21 protein-coding genes are annotated in these 22,035 nt (G+C 62.1%); 5 read left to right on the forward strand and 16 right to left on the reverse strand.

Features of this window, described 5'->3' with window-relative positions; all coding sequences use genetic code 11:
- The 11 genes from RGM2987_RS06515 to ccoN (RGM2987_RS06565) form a co-directional block, all read right to left on the reverse strand.
- Nucleotides 1-769, reverse strand: a 769-nt coding sequence (locus RGM2987_RS06515) for a PAAR domain-containing protein (protein ID WP_245139295.1), incomplete at its 3' end; no start/stop codon positions are given.
- Between the two features lie 192 nt (nucleotides 770-961).
- The gene (locus tag RGM2987_RS06520) at nucleotides 962-1,372 is read right to left on the reverse strand and encodes a type II toxin-antitoxin system VapC family toxin (protein WP_245139296.1); all 411 of its coding nucleotides are present in this window, start codon (nucleotides 1,370-1,372) and stop codon (nucleotides 962-964) included.
- Nucleotides 1,372-1,626: a type II toxin-antitoxin system Phd/YefM family antitoxin gene (locus RGM2987_RS06525; protein WP_245139297.1), complete on the reverse strand. Its 255-nt coding sequence runs from the start codon at nucleotides 1,624-1,626 to the stop codon at nucleotides 1,372-1,374. The genes RGM2987_RS06520 and RGM2987_RS06525 overlap by 1 nt, the downstream gene beginning before the upstream one ends.
- Before the next feature lie 147 nt (nucleotides 1,627-1,773).
- The gene (ccoP, locus tag RGM2987_RS06530) at nucleotides 1,774-2,757 is read right to left on the reverse strand and encodes a cytochrome-c oxidase, cbb3-type subunit III (protein ID WP_245139298.1); all 984 of its coding nucleotides are present in this window, start codon (nucleotides 2,755-2,757) and stop codon (nucleotides 1,774-1,776) included.
- Nucleotides 2,754-2,939, reverse strand: a complete 186-nt coding sequence (locus tag RGM2987_RS06535; RefSeq protein WP_003183474.1) for a CcoQ/FixQ family Cbb3-type cytochrome c oxidase assembly chaperone — start codon at nucleotides 2,937-2,939, stop codon at nucleotides 2,754-2,756. The genes ccoP (RGM2987_RS06530) and RGM2987_RS06535 overlap by 4 nt, the downstream gene beginning before the upstream one ends.
- Before the next feature lie 6 nt (nucleotides 2,940-2,945).
- Nucleotides 2,946-3,554 (reverse strand): cytochrome-c oxidase, cbb3-type subunit II, encoded by a 609-nt coding sequence (ccoO, locus tag RGM2987_RS06540; protein WP_245139299.1) that lies wholly within the window; start codon nucleotides 3,552-3,554, stop codon nucleotides 2,946-2,948.
- Entirely contained in the window at nucleotides 3,554-4,996 is a 1,443-nt protein-coding gene (gene ccoN, locus RGM2987_RS06545) for a cytochrome-c oxidase, cbb3-type subunit I (protein ID WP_047703838.1), read from the reverse strand. The genes ccoO (RGM2987_RS06540) and ccoN (RGM2987_RS06545) overlap by 1 nt, the downstream gene beginning before the upstream one ends.
- A gap of 480 nt (nucleotides 4,997-5,476) precedes the next feature.
- The gene (gene ccoP / locus RGM2987_RS06550; RefSeq protein ID WP_245139300.1) at nucleotides 5,477-6,430 is read right to left on the reverse strand and encodes a cytochrome-c oxidase, cbb3-type subunit III; all 954 of its coding nucleotides are present in this window, start codon (nucleotides 6,428-6,430) and stop codon (nucleotides 5,477-5,479) included.
- Nucleotides 6,427-6,630 (reverse strand): cbb3-type cytochrome c oxidase subunit 3, encoded by a 204-nt coding sequence (locus tag RGM2987_RS06555; protein ID WP_245139301.1) that lies wholly within the window; start codon nucleotides 6,628-6,630, stop codon nucleotides 6,427-6,429. The genes ccoP (RGM2987_RS06550) and RGM2987_RS06555 overlap by 4 nt, the downstream gene beginning before the upstream one ends.
- 6 nt (nucleotides 6,631-6,636) lie before the next feature.
- Nucleotides 6,637-7,245, reverse strand: coding sequence for a cytochrome-c oxidase, cbb3-type subunit II (ccoO, locus tag RGM2987_RS06560; RefSeq protein WP_245139302.1), 609 nt, complete (start codon nucleotides 7,243-7,245; stop codon nucleotides 6,637-6,639).
- 10 nt (nucleotides 7,246-7,255) lie between these two features.
- A complete protein-coding gene (gene ccoN / locus RGM2987_RS06565) occupies nucleotides 7,256-8,680 on the reverse strand; it encodes a cytochrome-c oxidase, cbb3-type subunit I (protein ID WP_245139303.1) in 1,425 nt (474 codons plus the stop codon).
- A gap of 96 nt (nucleotides 8,681-8,776) precedes the next feature.
- On the opposite strand from ccoN (RGM2987_RS06565), the gene RGM2987_RS06570 reads away from it, so the two are divergent.
- Nucleotides 8,777-9,469, forward strand: coding sequence for an alpha/beta family hydrolase (locus RGM2987_RS06570; RefSeq protein ID WP_245139304.1), 693 nt, complete (start codon nucleotides 8,777-8,779; stop codon nucleotides 9,467-9,469).
- Nucleotides 9,470-9,658: 189 nt separating this feature from the next.
- Here the strand turns inward: RGM2987_RS06570 and RGM2987_RS06575 are convergent, their stop codons facing one another.
- The 3 genes from RGM2987_RS06575 to acnA all read right to left on the reverse strand — a co-directional run bounded on the left by RGM2987_RS06575 (nucleotide 9,659) and on the right by acnA (nucleotide 15,307).
- Nucleotides 9,659-11,224: a PAS domain-containing methyl-accepting chemotaxis protein gene (locus RGM2987_RS06575; RefSeq protein WP_245139305.1), complete on the reverse strand. Its 1,566-nt coding sequence runs from the start codon at nucleotides 11,222-11,224 to the stop codon at nucleotides 9,659-9,661.
- Nucleotides 11,225-11,301: 77 nt separating this feature from the next.
- Nucleotides 11,302-12,090, reverse strand: a complete 789-nt coding sequence (locus tag RGM2987_RS06580) for a CPBP family intramembrane glutamic endopeptidase (protein ID WP_245139306.1) — start codon at nucleotides 12,088-12,090, stop codon at nucleotides 11,302-11,304.
- Nucleotides 12,091-12,565: 475 nt separating this feature from the next.
- A complete protein-coding gene (acnA, locus tag RGM2987_RS06585; protein ID WP_245139307.1) occupies nucleotides 12,566-15,307 on the reverse strand; it encodes an aconitate hydratase AcnA in 2,742 nt (913 codons plus the stop codon).
- 172 nt (nucleotides 15,308-15,479) lie between these two features.
- Between acnA and rlmM the strand changes: the two genes are divergently transcribed.
- Entirely contained in the window at nucleotides 15,480-16,553 is a 1,074-nt protein-coding gene (gene rlmM / locus RGM2987_RS06590; protein ID WP_245139308.1) for a 23S rRNA (cytidine(2498)-2'-O)-methyltransferase RlmM, read from the forward strand.
- A gap of 187 nt (nucleotides 16,554-16,740) precedes the next feature.
- On the forward strand, nucleotides 16,741-16,992 hold the full coding sequence (tusA, locus tag RGM2987_RS06595; RefSeq protein ID WP_245139309.1) for a sulfurtransferase TusA: 252 nt from the start codon (nucleotides 16,741-16,743) through the stop codon (nucleotides 16,990-16,992).
- Here tusA and RGM2987_RS06600 read toward each other — a convergent pair.
- A complete protein-coding gene (locus RGM2987_RS06600; RefSeq protein ID WP_348529623.1) occupies nucleotides 16,965-18,395 on the reverse strand; it encodes an MATE family efflux transporter in 1,431 nt (476 codons plus the stop codon). The two genes, tusA and RGM2987_RS06600, sit on opposite strands and share 28 nt — an antisense overlap.
- Nucleotides 18,396-18,687: 292 nt before the next feature.
- Between RGM2987_RS06600 and pdxB the strand changes: the two genes are divergently transcribed.
- Both pdxB and RGM2987_RS06610 read left to right on the forward strand, forming a co-directional pair.
- A complete protein-coding gene (gene pdxB / locus RGM2987_RS06605) occupies nucleotides 18,688-19,830 on the forward strand; it encodes a 4-phosphoerythronate dehydrogenase PdxB (RefSeq protein WP_245139311.1) in 1,143 nt (380 codons plus the stop codon).
- A gap of 274 nt (nucleotides 19,831-20,104) precedes the next feature.
- A complete protein-coding gene (locus tag RGM2987_RS06610; protein WP_245139312.1) occupies nucleotides 20,105-21,436 on the forward strand; it encodes an IS110 family transposase in 1,332 nt (443 codons plus the stop codon).
- Nucleotides 21,437-21,659: 223 nt separating this feature from the next.
- Here RGM2987_RS06610 and RGM2987_RS06615 read toward each other — a convergent pair whose 3' ends face one another.
- Nucleotides 21,660-21,839 (reverse strand): PA1571 family protein, encoded by a 180-nt coding sequence (locus RGM2987_RS06615; RefSeq protein ID WP_245139313.1) that lies wholly within the window; start codon nucleotides 21,837-21,839, stop codon nucleotides 21,660-21,662.
- Nucleotides 21,840-22,035: the final 196 nt, after the last annotated feature.

The raw sequence follows: 22,035 nt of genomic DNA on the forward strand, positions 1-22,035 counted from the left end.
GCATCAGCAGCGCCGTCACCGCCAACCCCACGCCCGGCGTCTTGCCACTGCGAATCTCACGCACCACCACCGAACCGCCGCCGATGGTGACGTTGGAGGAAATCAGCCCGGACGACACGACCTTGGCGTCGCAGGTGCTGCGGTCGCCGCTGCGCACAGCGGGCTGGCCGTTGATGGTGACCTTGTCCGAGCCTTCGGCCAAAAACTGCGGCGGCATTGGCGGGTGCTTTATGCACACGATCATGTCCAGCGGCTTGGGCACGGCGCCGGGGGCGGGGGTGGCGACGGTGGGGCGCCACATCTGTGAGAAGAAGCTCTCGGCCATGTCCAGGTAGCTGGGCTCGGCTTGCGGCTCGGGGGCTTCCAGCTCGGTGCCGGCCGGCGCGACGTGGGACTCGATGGCTCCGGCGGCGCGGGCGGCAGGAATATTGTTGGTCAGGGTGTCGGTGGAGCCGGTGAGGATGTTGGCCTGCACCGTGGGCGGAAAGAGGGCGTTGCCGATGCCCTCGCATAAATTGCTCAAGCCCTTGTCGGCCCCGGTCTTGCTCATGGCCAGGCCGACAATGGTGCCAACCACCAGGCCGAGAACGAAGCAGCCGAGGCCGCCAGTGACCACGGTGATACCGGTGGCCGCGACCACGGCAGCCGTCGCCAGGGCGGTGATCGCGATATTGGCTGCCACTTCCAGGACGCCGCCGAGAATGTCGGCCATCATCGAGGTGTGCTCCAGCGCATCGCCCAGGCGGGCAGCCCAGAGCGCGTCAGACATCGACGCGGCTCATGCAGATGAAACCGCTGGCGGTGCTCGAATCAAGCGCTTTGATGCCTTCCATTGCACTCTTTCCTTGTCAGTCATGGCCTGTGTATCAGTGCCGGGGCATTGGACCAGCTTCGGGCGCATCAGGCAATCGGTGGCTCGATCGTCCCGGGCCGTCAACCGATGGGCCATTGCGACGCCGTGTCAGGCCACCCACGGATTGAGCAGCGTGACCCCGCTGGGCTCAAAGTCCGCAACGTTGCGGGTGACCACCGTCAGGCCGTGGATCAGTGCAGTGGCGGCAATCAGCGCGTCGCATTCGTTGCTGCGATCAGGCACGTGCAGGCGAGCGCAGCGCAATGCCACGGCGCGGTCCACCGCCAGGATCCGGCCGGCAAACGCGGGCAGGACATGATTATCCAGCCACGCGCGCAGGCGCCTGCCTTGATTCGGATCCTTGCGTTCGAAGCGCAATACGCCGGTTTCCAGTTCCAATACGGTAATCGCCGAGACATACAAGCTGGGGGCCGGCACGCTGCGGGCCCAGGCCTGCACGTTCCTGTCGGCCTGGGGTTTGCGCAGTTCCGAAATGACATTGGTGTCGAGTAGATACATCAGGACAGGTCTACCGCTCGAGGAGTAATGACGGCGCGCTCGGTGTCGAAATCGATATCCGGCGCATCGGGCATGACCAGCAACTCGACCATGCTGGCGCCAATGCCGGTCAGTTTCTGGTACTCCTCAATGCTTAGCAGTACATGGGCCGGCTTGCCACGGTCGGTGATGATGACCGGCCCTTCACGGCTGGCTTTTTTGGCACCACTTGTGTCGTGGTTGAATTCGCGGCTGGAAATGGTGGTGATGGACATGGTCGTGCCCTTATTGAACTTTAATGTAGGCACGTTACTACTTGTGCTGGGCGCGGGCAAGAGGAACGGGCCCGTCGTATCGGAGCGGCTACAAAAAAGGCCCCGTCAATGTGAATGACGGGGCCTTTCGCGTATCAGGCGAATGTCTTACTGGGCGTCAGCGGCCGGAGCCTTTTCGCCGTGAGACAGGCTGTAGACATAGGCGGCCAGCAAGTGGACCTTGTCGTTGCCTTGCAGGTCGGCCTGGGCCGGCATCTGGCCCTGGCGACCGTAGCGGATGGTCTGCTGCAGTTGAGCGAAGCTCGATCCATAGATGAACGCCGCCGGGTGCGTCAGGTCCGGTGCGCCCATGGCAGGCGTGCCCTTGCCGGCGGGACCGTGGCAGGCCACGCAGTTGGCGGCGAACAGCTTCTGACCGTTGGCGGGGTCGGCCTTGGCGCCTTCCGGCAGCTTGCGACCGTGCAGGCCGGTCACCAGGTACGAGGCGACGTCGGCAACGCCTTGCTCGCCAACCACCGCAGCCCAACCCGGCATCACCGCGTGACGGCCACCCATGACGGTGGTCTTGATGGTTTCCGGCTCACCGCCCCAGCGCCAGTCGGCGTCGGTCAGGTTCGGGAAACCGTAGGCGCCCTTGGCGTCGGAACCGTGGCAGACCGAGCAGTTGGAGGCAAACAGACGGCCACCCATTTTCAGGGCTTGCGGGTCCTTGGCGACTTCTTCGATGGGCATGGAAGCGAACTTGGCGAAGATCGGACCGAACTTGGCGTCCGAACGAGCCATTTCCTTTTCCCACTCGTGAACGCCGGTCCAGCCGGTCTGGCCGTTGGCGAAGGCGGTCTGCTTTTCGGTGTCCAGGTAGTTATAACCTGGCAGCAGGCCTTTCCAGTTGCCCAGGCCCGGGTAGAGCACCAGGTAGCCGAGGGCGAACACGATGGTGCCGACGAACAGCATGAACCACCATTTCGGCAGCGGGTTGTCGTACTCCTCGATCCCGTCGAAGGAGTGGCCGACCGTCTCTTCGGTGGCTTCGCTGCGCTGGCCCTTGCGGGTCGACAGCAGCAGCCAGGTCAGGGAGAAAATCGTTCCCAGGCTGAGGACTGTGACGTACAGACTCCAGAATGTAGTCATTCTTTGTTACTCCTAGAAGCTTGCTCGACGTGCTTGATGGCTTCGGGATCATCCGCGAACGGCAGCAAGGTCGCGTCGTCAAACTCCGACTTGCGCTTGGGGCTGAACACCCACAGGGCCAGGCCGATGAAAGCCACCATTACGACGACGGTGCCCAGGCCGCGAATCATCCCGATATCCATTAAGAATCACCGTTTGCTTTTGATGATGGTGCCCAGGCCTTGCAGATAGGCCACCAGCGCGTCCATTTCGGTCTTGCCCTTCACGGCATCCCTGGCACCGGCGATGTCTTCGTCGGTGTAAGGCACGCCCAGGGTGCGCAGGACTTCCATTTTTTTCGCGGTGTCTTTGCCGTCGAGCTTGTTTTCTACGAGAAACGGGTAGGCCGGCATTTTCGACTCGGGCACCACGTTGCGCGGGTTGTACAAGTGCGCACGGTGCCAGTCATCGGAGTAACGACCGCCAACACGGGCCAGGTCCGGACCGGTACGCTTGGAACCCCACAGGAACGGGTGGTCCCAGACGCTTTCGCCGGCGACCGAGTAGTGGCCGTAGCGTTCGGTCTCGGCGCGGAACGGACGGATCATCTGCGAGTGGCAGCCGACACAGCCGTTGGCGATGTAGATGTCGCGGCCTTCCAGCTCAAGGGCGGTACGCGGCTTCATGCCCTCGACCGGCTTGTTGGTCACATCCTGGAAGAACAGCGGAACGATCTGGGTCAGGCCGCCGATGCTCACGGCGATGACCATGAAGAAGGCCAGCAGGCCGATATTCTTCTCTACTGCTTCGTGCTTCATCAGTGAGCTCCAACTACGGCGATCTTGGCGGCGGCTTCAGCTTCAGCCGGGTCAGAGGCACGAACGGTGCGGTACACGTTGTAGGCCATGAACAACATGCCACTGGCGAAGAACGCACCGCCCAGGGCACGCACGATATAGCCAGGGTGGCTGGCTTGCAGCGCTTCGACGAACGAGTAGGTCAGGGTGCCGTCGTCGTTGATCGCGCGCCACATCAGGCCTTGGGTGATGCCGTTGACCCACATCGAGGCGATGTAGAGCACGGTACCGATGGTCGCGAGCCAGAAGTGCGCGTTGATCAGGGGAGTGCTGTGCATCTGCGCACGACCGAACAGTTTCGGGATCATGTGGTAGATGGCGCCGATGGAGATCATCGCTACCCAGCCGAGCGCACCGGCGTGTACGTGGCCGATGGTCCAGTCGGTGTAGTGGCTCAGAGAGTTCACGGTCTTGATGGCCATCATCGGGCCTTCGAAGGTCGACATGCCGTAGAACGCCAGGGATACCACCAGGAAGCGCAGGATCGGGTCGGTGCGCAACTTATGCCAGGCACCCGACAGGGTCATCATGCCGTTGATCATGCCACCCCAGCTTGGCGCCAGCAGGATGATCGACATGGCCATGCCCAGGGACTGCGCCCAGTCCGGCAACGCGGTGTAGTGCAGGTGGTGCGGACCGGCCCAGATGTACAGGGTGATCAGTGCCCAGAAGTGGACGATGGACAGGCGATAGGAATAGATCGGACGCTCGGCCTGTTTCGGCACGAAGTAGTACATCATCCCCAAGAAACCGGTGGTCAGGAAGAAACCCACCGCGTTGTGGCCGTACCACCACTGGATCATCGCGTCGGTCGCCCCCGAGTAGGCCGAGTACGACTTGAACAGGCTGACCGGCAGCGACATGTGGTTGACGATGTGCAGCATGGCGGTCACGACGATGAACGCACCGTAGAACCAGTTGCCGACGTAGATGTGCTTGGTCTTGCGCTTGACGATGGTGCCGAAGAACACCAGGCCGTAGGTCACCCAGACAATGGCCAGCAGAATAGCCAGCGGCCATTCCAGCTCCGCGTATTCCTTGGTGGTGGTCAAGCCCATGGGCAAGGTCACGATGGCGCCAACGATGACCGCTTGCCAACCCCAGAAGGTGAAGGCGGCGAGGCTGTCGGAAATCAGTCGCGTTTGGCAGGTTCGCTGCACGACGTAGTAAGAAGTGGCAAACAACGCACAACCACCGAAGGCGAAGATCACCAGGTTGGTGTGCAGCGGGCGCAGGCGTCCAAATGTCGTCCATGGCAGATCGAAGTTCAACTCCGGCCAGACCAGTTGCGAGGCGATGAAGACACCAAGCCCCATGCCAAGGATCCCCCAGACCACCGTCATGATGGCGAACTGGCGGACTACCTTATAGTTATAAGCAGTCGGACTGATTGCTGTGCTCATTCTAAGGTTCCACGGTTTGGGTGTTTTATTAGGATAAAAATCGGTCGCAAGTATGGAGAAAGCGGGGGGTCATTGCAACGCGCCATGACCTCGGTCAATGCTTTCCAACGCTGATTCTGCGGCCTTTCCATGTTCCGTGTAGGGACAAAATCGGCCCACGGTAAAATGTCGTAACCAAGGAAAGAGGCGAGGGGGTCGGGTCGGTTGTAACGAGGTGTGTTCAAACACGACGTTCGGGCGATACGCGGCCATTGTCGCAGTAGCCGGTATCTGCCTGTCTTTACGGCGTTTTTGTCGAACGATTGTCGAACACATCGGGTCGGGTCGACCTGAAACCGGCAGTCGCCAGTGCACGCAGAGGCAAGCTTAGACCCGATTCCGGGGAACCGAAAGGCAGACCATGGGAGGGTGCGACAATGCGTCGCGCAAGGGCACGGAACTGCCGCATCTGAATGATGCGGCTGTTCGTGTGGTCAGGATTTATTCACTTTTGTGTTCAGCTTGCAGGCGCTCGGCGCCAGCGTTGTGGGACAGGCTGTAGACGTAGGCGGCGAGCAGTTGCACCTTGTCATTGCCGAGCAGTTCGCTTTGCGCCGGCATATGGCCTTGGCGGCCATGGCGAATGGTTTGTTGCAACTGCGCCAGGCTGGTGCCGTAGATAAAACCGGTCGGTTGCGTCAGGTTCGGCGCGCCCATGGCTTCGTTGCCCTGGCCGTTCGCGCCGTGGCAGGCGACGCAGGTGGTGTTGAATGTCTGCTGACCGGCTTGCAGGTCGGCACCGCTGTCGCTCGGCAGTGGTAGGCCGGCCAGCTCGTGGCGCACATAGGCGGCCACGTTCTTGACCCCGGTATCCCCGAGTATTTCGCCCCAGGCTGGCATTGCCGCCATGCGGCCGCCCAGGATGGTGGCCTTGATGGTGTCGGCCGCGCCGCCCCAGCGCCAATTGTTGTCGGCCAGGTTCGGGAAGCCGAAGGCGCCCTTGGCGTCAGAGCCATGGCAGACCGAGCAGTTGGAGGCGAACAGGCGACCGCCCATCTTCAAGGCTTGCGGATCCTTGGCGACTTCCTCCACTGGCATTGCGGCGAATTTGGCGAAGATCGGCCCGAATTTCGCGTCGGCCTTGGCCATTTCCTTTTCCCATTCAAGGGCGCCGGTCCAGCCATTTTCGTAGCCGGGCAGGATGCCTTTCCAATTGCCCAGCCCCGGATAAAGGATCAGGTAGCCGACAGAAAAAACCAAAGTGCCAGCGAACAACAGGAACCACCACTGGGGCAGCGGGTTGTCGTATTCCTCGATGCCGTCGAAGCTGTGGCCCATGGTCTGGTCGACGCTGCCCTTGGTCTCGCCCTTGCGAGTGCCGATCAGCAGCCAGGTCAGGCCGATCAGGCTGCCGAGGGTCAGTACGCAGATCCACGTACTCCAGAAGGTGGTCATGGCCGGGTACTCCTTGTTGCAGGGTCTTGAGGGTTGGCATTGTCGGCAGGTGGTTCGTCGGCGAACGGCAGCAGGCGCGCCTGGGCGAATTCCGGGCCGCGCTTGCTGCTGAAGACCCACAGGGTCAGGCCGATGAAGGCCACGAACACCACGACCGTGCCCAGGCCGCGGATCATTCCAGTGCTCATTTCAAGGAACATAGGGGCTTACCTCTTGCTCTTGATGGCAGTGCCCAGCACTTGCAGGTAGGCCACCAGTGCGTCCATTTCGGTCTTGCCCTTGAGCGAGGCCACGCTACCGCTGATGTCGTCGTCGGTGTACGGCACGCCGAGGGTGCGCATGGCCCGCAGCTTGGCTTCGGTGTGGCTGCTGTCCACGGCCTGGGTCACCAGCCAGGGATAGGCGGGCATTTTCGACTCGGGCACGACGTTGCGTGGGTTGTACAAGTGCGCGCGGTGCCAGTCATCGGAATAGCGCGCGCCGACCCGGGCCAGGTCCGGCCCGGTCCGCTTGGAGCCCCACAGGAACGGGTGGTCCCAGACGCTTTCGCCCGCCACCGAGTAGTGGCCGTAGCGCTCGGTCTCGGCGCGGAACGGTCGGATCATCTGCGAGTGGCAGCCGACGCAGCCTTCGCGGATGTAGATATCGCGGCCTTCCAATTGCAGCGCGGTGTAGGGCTTCATGCCGTCCACCGGTTTGTTGGTCACGTCCTGGAAGAACAGCGGCACGATCTGGGTCAGGCCACCGATGCTCACGGCCAGCACCATCAGCAGCATCAGCAGGCCGACGTTTTTTTCGATTGCTTCGTGTTTCATGGCGGACTCCTCAAGCCATCTGCGCGGCAGCGGCGGCTTCGGCAGGCTGGTAGGCCCGCACGGTGCGCCAAGTGTTGTAGGCCATCAGCAGCATGCCGATGAGGAAAATCGAACCGCCCGCCAAGCGCACGACGAAGCCCGGGTGACTGGCCACCAGGGTTTCGACGAAGGAGTAGGTCAGCGTGCCGTCCTCGTTCACCGCGCGCCACATCAGGCCCTGGGCGATGCCGTTGACCCACATCGAGGCGATGTACAGCACCGTGCCGATGGTGGCGAGCCAGAAGTGCGCGTTGATCAGACCGATGCTGTGCATCTGTGGCCGGCCGAAGACTTTCGGGATCATGTGGTACAGCGCGCCGATGGAGATCATCGCCACCCAGCCGAGTGCGCCGGCGTGGACGTGACCGATGGTCCAGTCGGTGTAGTGGGAGAGGGCGTTGACGGTCTTGATCGCCATCATCGGACCTTCGAAGGTCGACATGCCGTAGAACGCCAGGGACACCACCAGGAAGCGCAGGATCGGGTCGCTGCGCAACTTATGCCAGGCACCCGAGAGGGTCATCATGCCGTTGATCATGCCGCCCCAGCTGGGCGCCAGCAGGATCAGCGACATCACCATGCCCAGCGATTGCGCCCAGTCCGGCAACGCGGTGTAGTGCAAGTGGTGAGGGCCGGCCCAGATGTACAGGGTAATCAGCGCCCAGAAGTGGACGATGGACAAGCGATAGGAATACACCGGACGCTCGGCCTGCTTGGGCACGAAGTAATACATCATCCCCAGGAAACCGGCGGTGAGGAAAAAGCCCACGGCGTTGTGCCCGTACCACCACTGCACCATCGCATCGGTGGCCCCGGCGTATACCGAGTAGGACTTGGTCAAGCTGACCGGCAGTTCCAGGTTGTTGACGATGTGCAGGATCGCCACGGTCAAGATGAACCCGCCGAAGAACCAGTTACCGACATAGATGTGCTTGGTGTTGCGCTTGGCCACGGTGCCAAAGAAGACGATGGCGTAGGCAACCCAGACGATGGTGATCAGGATGTCGATCGGCCATTCCAGTTCGGCGTATTCCTTGGAACTGGTGTAGCCCAGTGGCAGGCTGATGGCCGCCAGCAGGATCACCAGTTGCCAGCCCCAGAAGCAGAATGCGGCGATTTTCGGCGCAAACAGCTGGGTCTGGCAGGTGCGCTGCACCGAATAGAACGAACTGGCGAACAACGCACAGCCACCGAAGGCGAAGATCACCGCGTTGGTGTGCAGCGGGCGCAGGCGGCCGAAGCTGGTCCAGGGCAAATCGAAGTTGAGCTGTGGCCAGACCAATTGGGCGGCGAGAAAAACCCCGAGGCCCATGCCGACGATGCCCCACACCACCGTCATAATGGCGAATTGGCGGACCACCTTGTAGTTGTAGGCGGTACTGATAGAAGTGTTCATGGTTCCCCATCCACGGTTCAGCCGAAGTGAGCGCCTGCGCGAGGCAGTGCCGCATGCTTCGCCTGGAGTTATAGGCAGACTGAAAGCGAGGCAAGCATGGAGAAACAGCACAAGGCCAGTATTGACGGGGATCAATGGGCGCGGTGCGTGGCGCAACACGGCTGGCTGTGGACGGCTGCGCAATCGGGCGCGGGTGGCGGGGCGCCCACCCTGATCCTTGCCCACGGCGCCGGCGCGCCGATGGACAGCAGCTTCATGAACGAAATGGCCGCGCGCCTTGTTGCGCATGGGGTCAACGTGTTGCGCTTCGAATTTCCCTACATGGCCCAACGACGCGTGGACGGTGGCAAACGCCCACCCAATCCAGCCCCCAGGTTGCTGGAATGCTGGCGTGAGGTGTACGCCACGGTGCGGCCTTATGTCGCTGGACGGCTGGCCATCGGCGGCAAGTCCATGGGCGGGAGGATGGCGAGTCTGCTGGCCGATGAGCTTGGCTGCGATGCGCTGGTGTGCCTGGGGTATCCCTTTTATGCGGTGGGTAAACCGGAGAAGCCGCGGGTTGAACATCTGGCCGCGTTGAAAACCCGGACCCTGATCGTGCAGGGCGGGCGCGATGCGTTGGGTAATCGTGAAGGGGTGGCAGGGTATGCGTTGTCACCGAGTATCGAAGTGTTGTGGCTGGAGGCGGGGGATCATGATCTGAAGCCGCTCAAGGCTTCGGGGTTCAGCCATGGGCAGCATCTGGAGACGGCGGCGCAGGCGGTGGCGGGGTTTCTTCTGCAGAAGTGAGGTTGACTGTTCCGGCCTCTTCGCGAGCAAGCCCGCTCCCACATTGGAATGCATTTGCTGGAAGAACCGCAATCCCCTGTGGGAGCGGGCTTGCTCGCGAAGACGGCTGCTCGCGCGGCATCACTTTTCCCTTGGCAATAAAAAACCGGGAAGTAACACCTTCCCGGCTTTTTATTGAGTAGGCATCCTTCAGCGGTTAAACCGCTCCACCAACGAATACTGCGTATTGGCCGTGCGGGTCAGTTCTTCGCTCAGCAGCGCCGAGCTGTGGGCCTGGCCCGAGGTCTGGTCGGCCAGTTCCGAGATGTTGCTGATGTTGCGGCTGATCTCCTCAGCCACCGAACTCTGTTCCTCGGTGGCGGCGGCGATCTGGGTGGTCATGTCGGTGATATTGGCGACCGCTTCGCTGATGCCCACCAACGCCTGGTCGGCTTCCATCACCCGCGCCACGCCTTCTTCGGCCTGGCGGTGCCCGGCGTCCATGGTCTGTACGGCGTTGTTGGCGGTCTGCTGGAGCTTGGCGATCAGCGCATGGATCTGCCCGGTGGACTCGCTGGTGCGTTGCGCCAGTTGCCGCACTTCGTCGGCCACTACGGCAAAGCCACGGCCCATCTCACCGGCACGGGCCGCTTCAATGGCGGCATTGAGCGCCAGCAGGTTGGTCTGGTCGGCGATGCCCTTGATCACATCCACCACGCCGCCGATCTCGTCGCTGTCCTTGGCCAGCTGGGTCACGGTCTGGCCGGTCTCGCCGACCACCACCGACAGGCGTTCGATGGCTTCGCGGGTTTCTCCGGCGATGTCGCGGCCCCGGCCGGTCAGGCGATTGGCTTCCTGGGTGGCGTCGGCGGTGCGTTGCACGTGGCTGGCGACTTCCTGGGTGGTAGCGGCCATCTGGTTGACTGCGGTGGCGACCTGCTCGGTTTCCAGGCGCTGGCGTTCCAGGCCGTTGGAACTGTCGTGGGCCAGGGTGTTGGACTGACGAGCCTGTTCGTTCAGGTGCTCGGCGGTGTCCTGCAGACGGGTCAGGCAGGTCTTCAGGCGCGCCTCCTGACTGAGGATCGACATTTCCAGGCGCGCCTGGGCGCCACGGCTATCGGTGTACATCTGCGCGATCAGCGGATCGGACGTCGTCTGCTCGGCCAGGCGCAGCAGACGCTTGATTCCACGTTGCTGCCATTGCAGCCCCAGCAGCCCCAGTGGCACTGACAGCACCGCGGCCAGGGCGAAGCCCCAATGGGAGTTCAAGAACGCGCCCACGACGAAGCTCAATTGGCTGACCAGGATAAACGGCAGCCAGTCCTGCAGCATCGGCATCCACTTGTCGCTGCTCGGGACAGCGGGCTTGCCCTGGTTGATGCGCTTGTACAGTGCTTCGGCCCGGGCGATCTGTTCGGCGGTGGGCTTGACCCGTACCGACTCGTAGCCCACCACCTGGTTGCCCTCGAACACGGGCGTGACGTAGGCGTTGACCCAATAATGATCGCCGCTCTTGCAGCGGTTCTTGACGATGCCCATCCATGGCAAGCCTTGTTTGAGCGTGTCCCACATATGGGCGAACACGGCGGATGGCACATCGGGGTGACGCACCAGGTTGTGCGGTGCATGGATCAGCTCTTCCTTGGAAAATCCGCTGATCTCGACAAATGCATCATTGCAGTAGGTGATCACACCCTTGGCATTGGTGGTGGAGATCAATCGTTGCTGGGCCGGGAAGGTCCTTTCGCGTTGTGTGACGGGTTGGTTGTTACGCATGGTGTGCAAATCCGCAAGGCTTTGAAGGGTTGTCGGCGCAGCCAGGTTTTAGTTGAGGTAATTTTTACCCTGCGGTCCTACGCCAGCATCGGATAGGTAAACAGGGTGAAGTGAAGCAGATTAAGCACGAAGTGCGTAGCAATCGCCGCGCCTAGGCCGCCAAACCGATACGCGAGGCCGTAGCCGATACCCGCCAGGCCAGACAGCAGGACCCATTGCCAGCCCGCCCCCGCATGCACCAGGCCGAACAGCAGCGAGGCCAGGAGCAACGCCAGGTTGTCGCCCTGGTCCAGGTGCTTGAAGCGTCGGCTCAGGCCCCCTTGAATGTAGCCACGAAACAGCGCTTCCTCCACCAGCGTGACCAACAAAAGGTTGTTGAGGACCCAGATCCAGGTCTGCTCCGGCCATTTCGGGGCCCAGTGGATCATCCCCAGCAGCAGGGCTCCACCCAGGGCCAGGACCGCGCTCAGGCCCAGGCCGAGGGCGGTGGCATAGACAGATAAACGAAACGAGCGCCGACCGACGATCCACGGGCAGGCCAGCAGTAGCCAGAAGCCGATCAACGGCTTGTCCTGGTTCAAGTACATGGCAAAGCGTGCCGCATCATCGGTCAAGCGTTGCGCCGCGATGGCCCGGCCGTTGAAAAAGCCCGGCATCCAGTGCATCGCCAACGCCAGGGCCATCACCAGAAACAGCACATGCCCGAGGAACCGGCCAACCGGCATTTCCCGCTGGCGCACCGCGTAGCCGGCAAACAACAGCAGTGCGAGCGAAATGCCGGCCGTCCAGGCCAGTTGGCCATAAGCCAGGGCCAAGCCATAGCCGATCGAAAGAAGGGCCAGGTAAGGCCAGGGTAGAGCGGGCATATAACATCCTTTTAGACTGTGACGCTTTGGGCGAACGTGGCCGCCGCATCTACGACGCCGCCTTGTCACGCAAAGAGCACATTTTGTATCCCTGCAGATTCATGCGTAGGAGAGGTGAACGGTAGGCTGACTCTGTTCCGTGAGCGCCAGGGGGAAAGATTATAGGTGGGTCGATGCGAAAACGGCGACTGATCGGGCGATGGATGCCATTGGCTAGGGTAGGTCTGTGGGAGCGGGCTTGCTCGCGAAGGCGCTGTATCAGTCCCTGTTTCAACAACAGACCGATCGTCTTCGCGAGCAAGCCCCCACCCACAGTGGATTCCGCTTGTTCACGGATTCAGCGTTCGACACAGTTCCCTTGTGGGAGCGAGCCTGCTCGCGATGACGGCAGAACATCCAGAGCAGATGCAGGCTGACCCTCCGCCATCGTCGGAACGCCGCTCGGAGCAAGCTCGGCTCCCACAGGGATTGCGCTTTAACCTGCAATCAATTGGCGCAGGACATAGTGCAGGATCCCGCCCGCCTTGAAGTATTCCACTTCATTCAAGGTATCGATCCGGCACAGCACTTCGATCCGTTCCTGGCTACCGTCCTCGCGGGTGATGACCAGCGGCAGGTTCATCCGCGGCGTCAGCTCGACGCCGTCCAGGCCGAGGATGTCCAGGGTTTCCTTGCCAGTGAGGTTCAGGCTCTTGCGATTCTGGTCGAGCTTGAATTGCAGCGGCAGCACACCCATCCCCACCAGGTTGGAACGGTGGATACGCTCGAAGCTCTCGGCGATCACCGCCTTGACCCCCAGCAGGTTCGTGCCCTTGGCCGCCCAGTCCCGGCTCGATCCGGTGCCATATTCCTGGCCGGCGATCACCACCAGTGGCGTGCCCTTGGCCTGGTACAGCATGGCGGCGTCGTAGATCGGCATCCGTTCGCCACTTGGGATGTAGATCGTGTTGCCGCCCTCTTCGCCGTCGAGCATTTCATTACGAATGCGGATATTGGCGAAGGTGCCGCGCATCATCACCTGATGGTTGCCGCGCCTTGAGCCGTAGGAGTTGAAATCCCGCGGCTCCACGCCCTGTTCGCGCAGGTAGCGGCCGGCCGGGCTGTCGGTCTTGATGTTGCCGGCGGGGGAGATGTGGTCGGTAGTTACCGAGTCCCCCAGCAGCGCCAGGACCCGCGCACCCTCGATGTTCTTGACCGCCGGGGGCGGCCCGCCGATGCCATCGAAGAACGGTGGATGCTGGATGTAGGTCGAATCGGCCTGCCAGACATACGTGGCGGCCTGCGGCACTTCGATGGCCTGCCATTGCTCGTCGCCGGCAAACACCGCCGCGTATTCCTTATGGAACATGCTGGTGTTCACCCGGGCCACGGCCTCGGCCACTTCCTGGCTGCTGGGCCAGATGTCGCGCAGGTACACCGGCTTGCCGTCCCGGTCGTTGCCCAGCGGCTCGCTGCTGATGTCGATGCGCACGGTGCCGGCCAAGGCGTAGGCGACCACCAGCGGCGGCGAGGCCAGCCAGTTGGTTTTCACCAGCGGATGCACCCGGCCTTCGAAGTTGCGGTTGCCCGACAAGACCGATGCCACGGTCAGGTCGGCTTTCTGGATGGCTTTCTCGATCGGCTCCGGCAACGGTCCGGAGTTACCGATACAGGTGGTGCAGCCATAGCCCACCAGGGCAAAGCCGAGTTTATCCAGGTACTCGGTCAGGCCGGCGGCCTGGTAGTAATCGGTGACCACCTTGGAGCCGGGCGCCAAGGAACTCTTGACCCAAGGCTTGCGGGTGAGGCCTTTTTCCACAGCCTTTTTCGCCAGCAGTCCGGCGGCCATCATCACGCTGGGGTTGGAGGTGTTGGTGCAGGAGGTGATGGCGGCGATCACCACTGCGCCGTTTTTCAGGCGATGGGTGTGTCCTTCGAACTCGTACTCGGTTTCGCCGACCTGATCGGCGTTACCCACCGCGACGCCACCGCCGCCTTCGCTTTCCAGACGGCCTTCTTCCTTGCTGGTGGGTTTTATTTGCAGGCCGAGGAAATCACTGAAGGCCTGGCCGACATTCGGCAGTGAAACCCGGTCCTGAGGGCGTTTGGGCCCGGCGAGGCTGGCCTCGACGCTGCCCATGTCCAGCTCCAGGCTGTCGGTGAACACCGGTTCCTGGCCGGGCAGGCGCCACAGGCCCTGGGCCTTGCAATAGGCTTCCACCAGCTTCACGGTTTCCACTGGCCGCCCCGACAGGCGCAGGTAATCCAGGGTCACTTCGTCCACCGGGAAGAAGCCACAGGTGGCGCCGTATTCCGGGGCCATGTTGGCGATGGTGGCGCGGTCGGCCAGGGGCAGGTCGGCGAGGCCGTCCCCGTAGAACTCGACGAATTTGCCCACCACGCCTTTCTTGCGCAACATCTGCGTAACCGTCAGCACCAGGTCGGTGGCGGTGATGCCTTCGCGCAGCTTACCGGTGAGCTTGAAACCGATGACTTCGGGAATCAGCATCGACACCGGCTGGCCGAGCATGGCCGCTTCGGCCTCGATCCCACCCACGCCCCAGCCGAGCACGCCGAGGCCGTTGATCATGGTGGTGTGGGAGTCGGTGCCCACCAGGGTGTCCGGGAATGCGTAGGTACGGCCGTCTTCTTCGCGGGTCCAGATGGTGCGGCCCAGGTATTCAAGATTGACCTGGTGGCAGATGCCGGTGCCCGGCGGCACCACGCTGAAGTTGTCGAAGGCGCTCTGGCCCCAGCGTAGGAAGGCATAGCGCTCGCCGTTGCGCTGCATTTCGATGTCGACGTTCTGCTCGAAGGCCTGGCTGCTGGCGAATTTATCCACCATCACCGAGTGGTCGATCACCAGGTCCACGGGGGAGAGCGGGTTGATCCGCTGCGGATCGCCACCGGCCTTTTCCACGGCGGCGCGCATGGCCGCCAGGTCGACCACAGCGGGAACGCCGGTGAAATCCTGCATCAGCACCCGCGCCGGGCGGTACTGGATTTCGCGGTCCGAACGCCGCTCCTTGAGCCAGCCGGCCAGGGCCTTGAGGTCGGCGCCGGTGACGGTTTTTTCATCTTCCCAGCGCAACAGGTTTTCCAGCAGCACTTTCAGCGACATCGGCAACTTGTTCAGGTCGCCCAGGCTCCGGGCGGCGTCCGGCAGGCTGAAATAGTGGTAGGTCCTGGCGTCGACTTGCAGTGTCTTAAGGGTTTTCAGGCTATCGAGGGACGGCATTGAAATGACTCCTTTGAGTCCGCACGGCTACGGACTGACGGGACGGACAGAGCCTTTAACCTAGCCCTGTTTTGAGCTTCTGACTAATCACAGGACACCAGGGGCGGGTCCGGGGTTCAGAACTCCGCTATCATGCGGCGGTTTTCGTGACAGGCTTTGCTACGGAGTTTCAATGAACACGCTTTTCATGCACTGCCGGCCGGGCTTCGAAGGCGAGGTCTGTTCCGAGATCGCCGACCACGCGGTGCGACTCAACGTGGCGGGCTACGCCAAGGCCAAGCCGGCCAGTGCCTGCGCCGAATTCGTCTGTACGCAAGACGACGGCGCCGAGCGGTTGATGCGCGGCCTGCGTTTCGCCGAGCTGATTTTTCCGCGCCAGTGGGCGCGCGGCACTTTCATCGACTTGCCGGAAACCGACCGGATCAGCGTCATCCTGGCCCATATGACCGCGTTTCCGACTTGCGGCAGTGTGTGGCTGGAAGTGGTGGACACCAACGATGGCAAGGAGCTGTCGAACTTCTGCAAGAAATTCGAAGGCCCGTTGCGCAAGGCGCTGACCGCCGCAGGCAAATTGGTGGAGGATGCGCATAAGCCGCGCCTGTTGCTGACTTTCAAGAGTGGGCGCGAAGTGTTCCTGGGCCTGGCCGACGCTGACAACTCGGCGATGTGGCCCATGGGCATTCCACGCCTGAAGTTCCCTCGGGAGGCGCCGAGCCGTTCCACCCTCAAGCTCGAAGAAGCCTGGCACCATTTCATCCCTCGCGATCAGTGGGACGAGCGCCTGCACAGTGACATGACCGGTGTCGATCTCGGTGCCGCGCCGGGCGGTTGGACCTGGCAGTTGGTCAATCGCGGGATGCTCGTGACCGCCATCGACAACGGTCCGATGGCCGAAAGCCTGATGGACACGGGGCTGGTGCAGCATCTGATGGCGGACGGCTTTACCTTCAAACCCAAGCAGCCGGTGGACTGGATGGTCTGCGACATCGTCGAGAAGCCGGCGCGCAACGCGGCCATGCTCGAAGAGTGGATTGGCGAAGGCCATTGCCGCGAGGCGGTGGTCAACCTCAAGTTGCCGATGAAACAGCGCTATGCCGAAGTGAAGCGGCTGCTCGAACGCATCGCCGAGGGTTTCAAGGCCCGGGGCATCAAGGTGGAGATCGGCTGCAAGCAGCTGTATCACGACCGCGAAGAAGTGACCTGCCATCTGCGGCGACTGGATACCAAAAAGCCAAAATCCCGCTGATGCGCTGCAGAACGGCTTTTGTGGCGAGGGAGCTTGCTCCCGCTGGGTTGCGAAGCAACCCCCGACCAGAAAGCGACGACTGCTACGCAGCCGAGCGGGAGCAAGCTCCCTCGCCACAGGAATTGATGTGAGTCTGTTAAGGGCGCCGACATTGCGCGACAATGCCGGCCGGTTTCAGGAGTAGAACATGAGTGAAATGAACGACACGCCGGTCGACGGCACGCTGGACGCCACCGGCCTCAACTGCCCGGAGCCGGTGATGATGCTGCACCAGCACATTCGCGACCTGGCCCCCGGCGGACTGTTAAAGGTGATTGCCACCGACCCCTCGACCCGCCGCGACATCCCCAAGTTCTGCGTGTTTCTCGACCACGAGCTGGTGGCCCAGGACGAGGTGGACGGGACCTACCGCTACTGGATTCGCAAGAAACTCGCCTGATCCGCTGGGCGGCTGCTGATACGGATTTGCTTGCGCGCGCTGCGTGTCAGGCGGATCGACAGCATCAGTGCCGCGCAGCTCAAGCCGACGATCAGGCCTTGCCACAAACCGCTCGGGCCGCTGGCTGCGCCAAGCCAATCGGTCAGGCCCAGGGCGTAACCCACGGGCAGACCGATGCCCCAATAGGCAAACAGCGTCAGGATCATCGTCACCCGGGTGTCCTGGTAGCCGCGCAACGCGCCGGCTGCCGTCACCTGGATCGCATCGGAAAACTGAAACAGCGCCGCGTAGACGATCAGCATCGACGCCACTTCGATCACCACCGGGTCGGCGGTATAGATCGCAGCGATGGGCTCGCGCAAGAGGAACATCAGGCTCGCTGACAGGCACGCATACGCCAGCGCCGTGCCCATGCCGACCCCGGCGGCGAAGCGCGCCTCGCGAGGTTGGCGCCGTCCCAGTGCCTGGCCAACCCGCACCGTCACGGCCATGCCCAGGGAATAGGGGATCATGAACACCAGCGAACTGAAGTTCAGCGCGATCTGGTGGCCGGCCACCACCGTGGCGCCGAGGCTGCCGATCAGCAGCGCGATCACCGCGAAAATACTCGACTCGGCAAACACCGCGATGCCGATTGGCAGGCCGATGCCCAGCAGGCGCTTGATGACGGCCCATTGCGGCCAGTCGAAACGACTGAACAAGCGGCTCGACTGATAGGCCGGCGCCCAGCGTGCCCAGCCTGCCATGCCCAACGCCATGACCCACATCACGATGGCCGTGGCCCAGCCGCAACCGACACCGCCCATGGCGGGCACGCCCAGGTGGCCGTAAATGAAGATGTAATTGAGCGGAATGTTCAGCGCCAGCCCGCACAGGCCCAGCACCATGGCCGGTCGGGTACGGCCCAGGCCATCGCTGAAACAGCGGAGCACGTGGTACAGGGCCACCGCCGGCAGGCCGCTGCCGATGCCCCGCAGGTATTCCATGCACGGGCCGATCAGTTCGGGGTCGACCTTCATGATGTGCAGGATCGGCTCGGCGCTGAACAGCGCCAGTGTGGCGATCAGTCCCACCACCAACGCCAGCCACAACGCCTGGCGCACCAGTGGGCCGATCTCGTCGAACGTACCGGCGCCAAAGCGCTGGGCGACTTTCGGCGTGGTCGCCAGCAGCGTGCCGGTCATCAACAGGAACACCGGCACCCAGATCGAGTTACCCAGCGCGACTGCTGCCAGGTCCCTCGGGCCGACGCGGCCGGCCATCACCGCATCGACGAAGCCCATGGCGGTGGTCGCCAGTTGCGCCACCATGATCGGCAGCGCCAGGGCCAGCAGCGTCTTGAGCTCCAGGCGAACCCGGGCCGGGCGGGAGAGGGTGACGGGTGTGTCGTTCACAGGTTTCACAGGCGAAGCGTCCGAAAAGAATAAGCGCAAGGCGGCGGATTCTACGCCTTGACGCAATGGTCAGGAAAAAACCTGTGTTGGGAATTTGTAAAACCAGTGCATGAGCAGCCTTTCTGTGGCGAGGGAGCTTGCTCCCGCTCGGCCGGGCTGGCGCACGTAGCAGCCGCCGGTATTTTCAGGCCTGCTGCGCAGTCCAGCGGGAGCAAGCTCCCTCGCCACAACGGCGTTCACTGAAGAATGCACGGGCTGCCCGGAACGCCTACACTGCCCACCCCGCCAAAGGAGCTTTGCCATGCTGATCGTCGCCGACGAAAACATTCCCCTGCTTGATGCATTCTTTCAAGGTTTCGGTGAAATCCATCGAGTGGCCGGGCGGGGCATTGATCGGGCGATGGTCGAGCAGGCCGACGTGTTGCTGGTGCGCTCGGTCAGCCAGGTCAATCGGGCGCTGCTGGAGGGCAGCAAGGTGCGCTTCGTCGGCACCTGCACCATCGGCACCGATCACCTGGACCTGAGCTATTTCGCCGAGGCCGGTATCCGCTGGGCGAGCGCGCCGGGCTGCAACGCCCGAGGTGTGGTGGACTACGTTCTGGGCAGCTTGATGACCCTGGCGGAAATCGAAGGCGCGGACCTCGGCCAGCGGACCTTTGGCGTAGTTGGCGCAGGCCAGGTGGGCGGGCGCTTGATCGAGGTGCTCAAGGGCCTTGGCTGGGCCGTGAAAGTCTGCGATCCGCCGCGTCAGGCGGCCGAGGGCGGTGAGTATGTGAGCCTGGAGCAGATCATCGAGCAGTGCGATGTCATCAGCCTGCACACCCCGTTGACCCGTGACGGCGAGCAACCGACCTGGCACCTGTTCGACGCGGCGCGCCTGAACCGGCTGAAGCCGGGCACCTGGCTGATCAATGCGGCCCGTGGTCCGGTGATCGATAACGCGGCGCTGCGCGAGGTCTTGCTCGCCCGGGAAGACCTGCAGGCAGTATTGGATGTCTGGGAGCAGGAGCCGACGGTGGATGTCGACCTGGCTGACCTGTGCGTGATCGCCACCCCGCACATTGCCGGCTACAGCCTCGATGGCCGCCAGCGCGGCACCGCGCAGATCTATGAAGCCTTGTGCGGTTTTCTGGAACGGCCTGTGGAGGTGAGCCTCCAGGACCTGCTGCCCAAGCCTTGGCTGGGTGGCGTCAGCCTCGACGCCGAAACCGACCCCGCCTGGGCCCTGGCCGCGCTATGCCGTGGCGTGTACGACCCGCGTCGCGACGATGCGGATTTTCGCCGTAGCCTGGTCGGCTCGGTCAGTGAGCAGCGCAGCGCGTTCGATGCCCTGCGCAAGCACTATCCACCACGCCGTGAAATAGACAGCTTGAAAGTGCGCATCGAGGGACCGTCCGAGGCGCTGCAGCAGATCGTGACCGCGCTGGGCGCCACTGCTATCTGATGCTGGAACGCTCTTGTGGCGAGGGAGATCCCGCCGCGTCTTCGACGCTGCGCTGTCGCGCAGCAAACTGGGATCACTCTACAGTTGGAGAACGCGCGCGGGGCAAAGGCCGTAACCAGCACTGGTGTGACAGCACCCGAGAGGGAGACTGGCTTGCACGGTATCGGCGTGGAGTCGTTGATGGCACGGCCTAGGCCGTGACCTCGTATAAGAGAGTGAATCCTTTCGCCACCGTGTACCCCGCACGCGTCATTCAATCCTGCGAGGAATTGTCATGGCGCGCAAGAATCAAAAACGTTTTGAGGTTATCCATCACCACTGTGCCGGGATCGATGTGGGAAGCCGTGAGCACTGGGTCGCCGTCAATCCAGAGCAGTACGATTCTCCCGTCCGTCAGTTCTCTACCTTTACCGATGACTTGATTGCATTGGCCGATTGGCTTCAGTCACTGAGCATCAAGGTCGTGGCCATGGAAGCGACGGGTGTCTACTGGATTCCACTTTTCGAAGTGCTGGATGCGCGTGGCTTCGAGGTTTATCTAGTCAACTCACGCGCCACACGCCAGACCTCTGGGCGTAAGTCCGATGTCCTTGATTGCCAGTGGATCTGGCAGCTCATGACCCATGGCCTGCTTAGCGGCGCTTTTCGCCCTTCTGATGAAATCTGCTCGATGCGTTCGCTGGTCCGTCAGCGTGCCAACAAAGTCAGTGATCAAGCCAAGTCGATCAATCGCATGCAAAAGGCTTTGGCTCAGATGAACATCCAGTTAGCCCAGGTCATCAGCGACATCACCGGGGTGACGGGTTTGAAAATCCTGCGAGCTATTGTCCAAGGCGAGCGCTGCCCCGAAAAACTTTCAAGCCTGCGCGACGGGCGTATCAAGGCCGATCAGCAGACCATCGCTCGCAGCTTGCAGGGCAACTGGCGGACCGAACATCTTCATGCCTTAAGCCAGGAATTGGCATGCCACGACTTCTTGGAGAAGCAGATCGCTGAGTGCGATCAAGCCATCGCCAGCGCGCTGTCGCGACTTCCGACTCTTCAGCAAGAGGTTGGACTGCCCAGCAAGCCTTTGCGCAGTGCGCATCGCTCAGGTGATGAACAAATGGCGCTGCACCAAGCCCTGATCAAGGTCATGGGGGTGGACTTAACGGCCATACCCACCACCGGTATTGATACTGCGTTGGTACTTGCCAGCGAATTGGGGCCGGACTTATCACGTTTCCCGAGCGCGCAGCACCTAAGCTCCTGGCTTGGTCTGGCGCCTCCCACGCGGATATCAGGAGGTAAACCGCTCCCAGGTAAGGCGCCCAAAATCATTAACCGAGCCGCCCAAGCCCTCAAGCAAGCGGCCTCCAACGCACGACAGGACAAAAGCTTCATTGGTGCCAGTCACCGTGCCCGCCTGACGCGGATGGACACCAGTTGCGCGATTAAGGCAACGGCTCACCAATTGGCGCGATTGATTTACGCCATGCTCACCCAAGGCCAGCCCTACGTCGAGAAAGGGATGGAAGAGTTTGAGAAAAAAAGCCAGGGGCGGCAACTGCGGGCCTTGGAACGCAAGGCCCGCAAGCTGGGCATGCAACTGGTCAAAGTTGCATGATTTTTAAAAGCAAAAACAATGGGTTGGATTTTGTTTGATAAGAGCTTGCTCCCGCTGGACTGCGAAGCAGGCCCAAAAAACGGCGGCTGCTGCGCACTGGTGCGCCAGCCCGGCCGAGCGGGAGCAAGCTCCCTCGCCACAAGAGCCTGGTTGCAAGCTTCTGCAATGTTTGCAGGCATAAAAAACCCGACATCAAGGTCGGGTTCAATTGAGACGGGCTGTATCACTTTTGTTCGGCAGGCTTGACCAGTCGTTCTTCCAGCTCGCTGCAGGCTTTCTGGATCATGTCTTCGGTGATCGGTACCTCGCGCCCTTGGGCGTCGATGAACGAGCAGCCCAGGGACTGGTCCGGTTGCGTGCGGATCACTTGAATCTTGTCGTCGCTGCTGTGTTGCAAGGACATGGCCTGTCTCCTCATCAGGTTGTACGCCTATTTTAATGTCGCCAAGTGACCGAGCCATGACACTCCTTATGGGTTCAATGGCGACACCTTCACTCAATCAGAAACACAGTCGCGTTTCCAGCCAGACTTTAGACCGATAACATCTAGCCGCTAGTCGTTGCGGTCATATTTAACCTGACTCATTCTGATTTCACAT

Origin of the sequence: Pseudomonas sp. RGM2987, from assembly GCF_022952855.1 — a bacterium.
Lineage (GTDB): Bacteria > Pseudomonadota > Gammaproteobacteria > Pseudomonadales > Pseudomonadaceae > Aquipseudomonas.

What these genes read in the sequence shown, in the direction of transcription:
- RGM2987_RS06610 (WP_245139312.1), top strand. Translation starts at nt 20,105, where the DNA reads ATGGCGCGCAAGAATCAAAAACGTTTTGAGGTTATCCATCACCACTGT.
- RGM2987_RS06580 (WP_245139306.1), bottom strand. Translation starts at nt 12,090, where the DNA reads ATGCCCGCTCTACCCTGGCCTTACCTGGCCCTTCTTTCGATCGGCTAT.
- RGM2987_RS06570 (WP_245139304.1), top strand. Translation starts at nt 8,777, where the DNA reads ATGGAGAAACAGCACAAGGCCAGTATTGACGGGGATCAATGGGCGCGG.
- ccoP (WP_245139298.1), bottom strand. Translation starts at nt 2,757, where the DNA reads ATGACTACATTCTGGAGTCTGTACGTCACAGTCCTCAGCCTGGGAACG.
- acnA (WP_245139307.1), bottom strand. Translation starts at nt 15,307, where the DNA reads ATGCCGTCCCTCGATAGCCTGAAAACCCTTAAGACACTGCAAGTCGAC.
- ccoN (WP_047703838.1), bottom strand. Translation starts at nt 4,996, where the DNA reads ATGAGCACAGCAATCAGTCCGACTGCTTATAACTATAAGGTAGTCCGC.
- RGM2987_RS06535 (WP_003183474.1), bottom strand. Translation starts at nt 2,939, where the DNA reads ATGGATATCGGGATGATTCGCGGCCTGGGCACCGTCGTCGTAATGGTG.
- pdxB (WP_245139311.1), top strand. Translation starts at nt 18,688, where the DNA reads ATGCTGATCGTCGCCGACGAAAACATTCCCCTGCTTGATGCATTCTTT.
- ccoO (WP_245139302.1), bottom strand. Translation starts at nt 7,245, where the DNA reads ATGAAACACGAAGCAATCGAAAAAAACGTCGGCCTGCTGATGCTGCTG.
- RGM2987_RS06575 (WP_245139305.1), bottom strand. Translation starts at nt 11,224, where the DNA reads ATGCGTAACAACCAACCCGTCACACAACGCGAAAGGACCTTCCCGGCC.
- RGM2987_RS06555 (WP_245139301.1), bottom strand. Translation starts at nt 6,630, where the DNA reads ATGTTCCTTGAAATGAGCACTGGAATGATCCGCGGCCTGGGCACGGTC.
- RGM2987_RS06525 (WP_245139297.1), bottom strand. Translation starts at nt 1,626, where the DNA reads ATGTCCATCACCACCATTTCCAGCCGCGAATTCAACCACGACACAAGT.
- ccoN (WP_245139303.1), bottom strand. Translation starts at nt 8,680, where the DNA reads ATGAACACTTCTATCAGTACCGCCTACAACTACAAGGTGGTCCGCCAA.
- ccoP (WP_245139300.1), bottom strand. Translation starts at nt 6,430, where the DNA reads ATGACCACCTTCTGGAGTACGTGGATCTGCGTACTGACCCTCGGCAGC.
- ccoO (WP_245139299.1), bottom strand. Translation starts at nt 3,554, where the DNA reads ATGAAGCACGAAGCAGTAGAGAAGAATATCGGCCTGCTGGCCTTCTTC.
- RGM2987_RS06615 (WP_245139313.1), bottom strand. Translation starts at nt 21,839, where the DNA reads ATGTCCTTGCAACACAGCAGCGACGACAAGATTCAAGTGATCCGCACG.
- RGM2987_RS06520 (WP_245139296.1), bottom strand. Translation starts at nt 1,372, where the DNA reads ATGTATCTACTCGACACCAATGTCATTTCGGAACTGCGCAAACCCCAG.
- rlmM (WP_245139308.1), top strand. Translation starts at nt 15,480, where the DNA reads ATGAACACGCTTTTCATGCACTGCCGGCCGGGCTTCGAAGGCGAGGTC.
- tusA (WP_245139309.1), top strand. Translation starts at nt 16,741, where the DNA reads ATGAGTGAAATGAACGACACGCCGGTCGACGGCACGCTGGACGCCACC.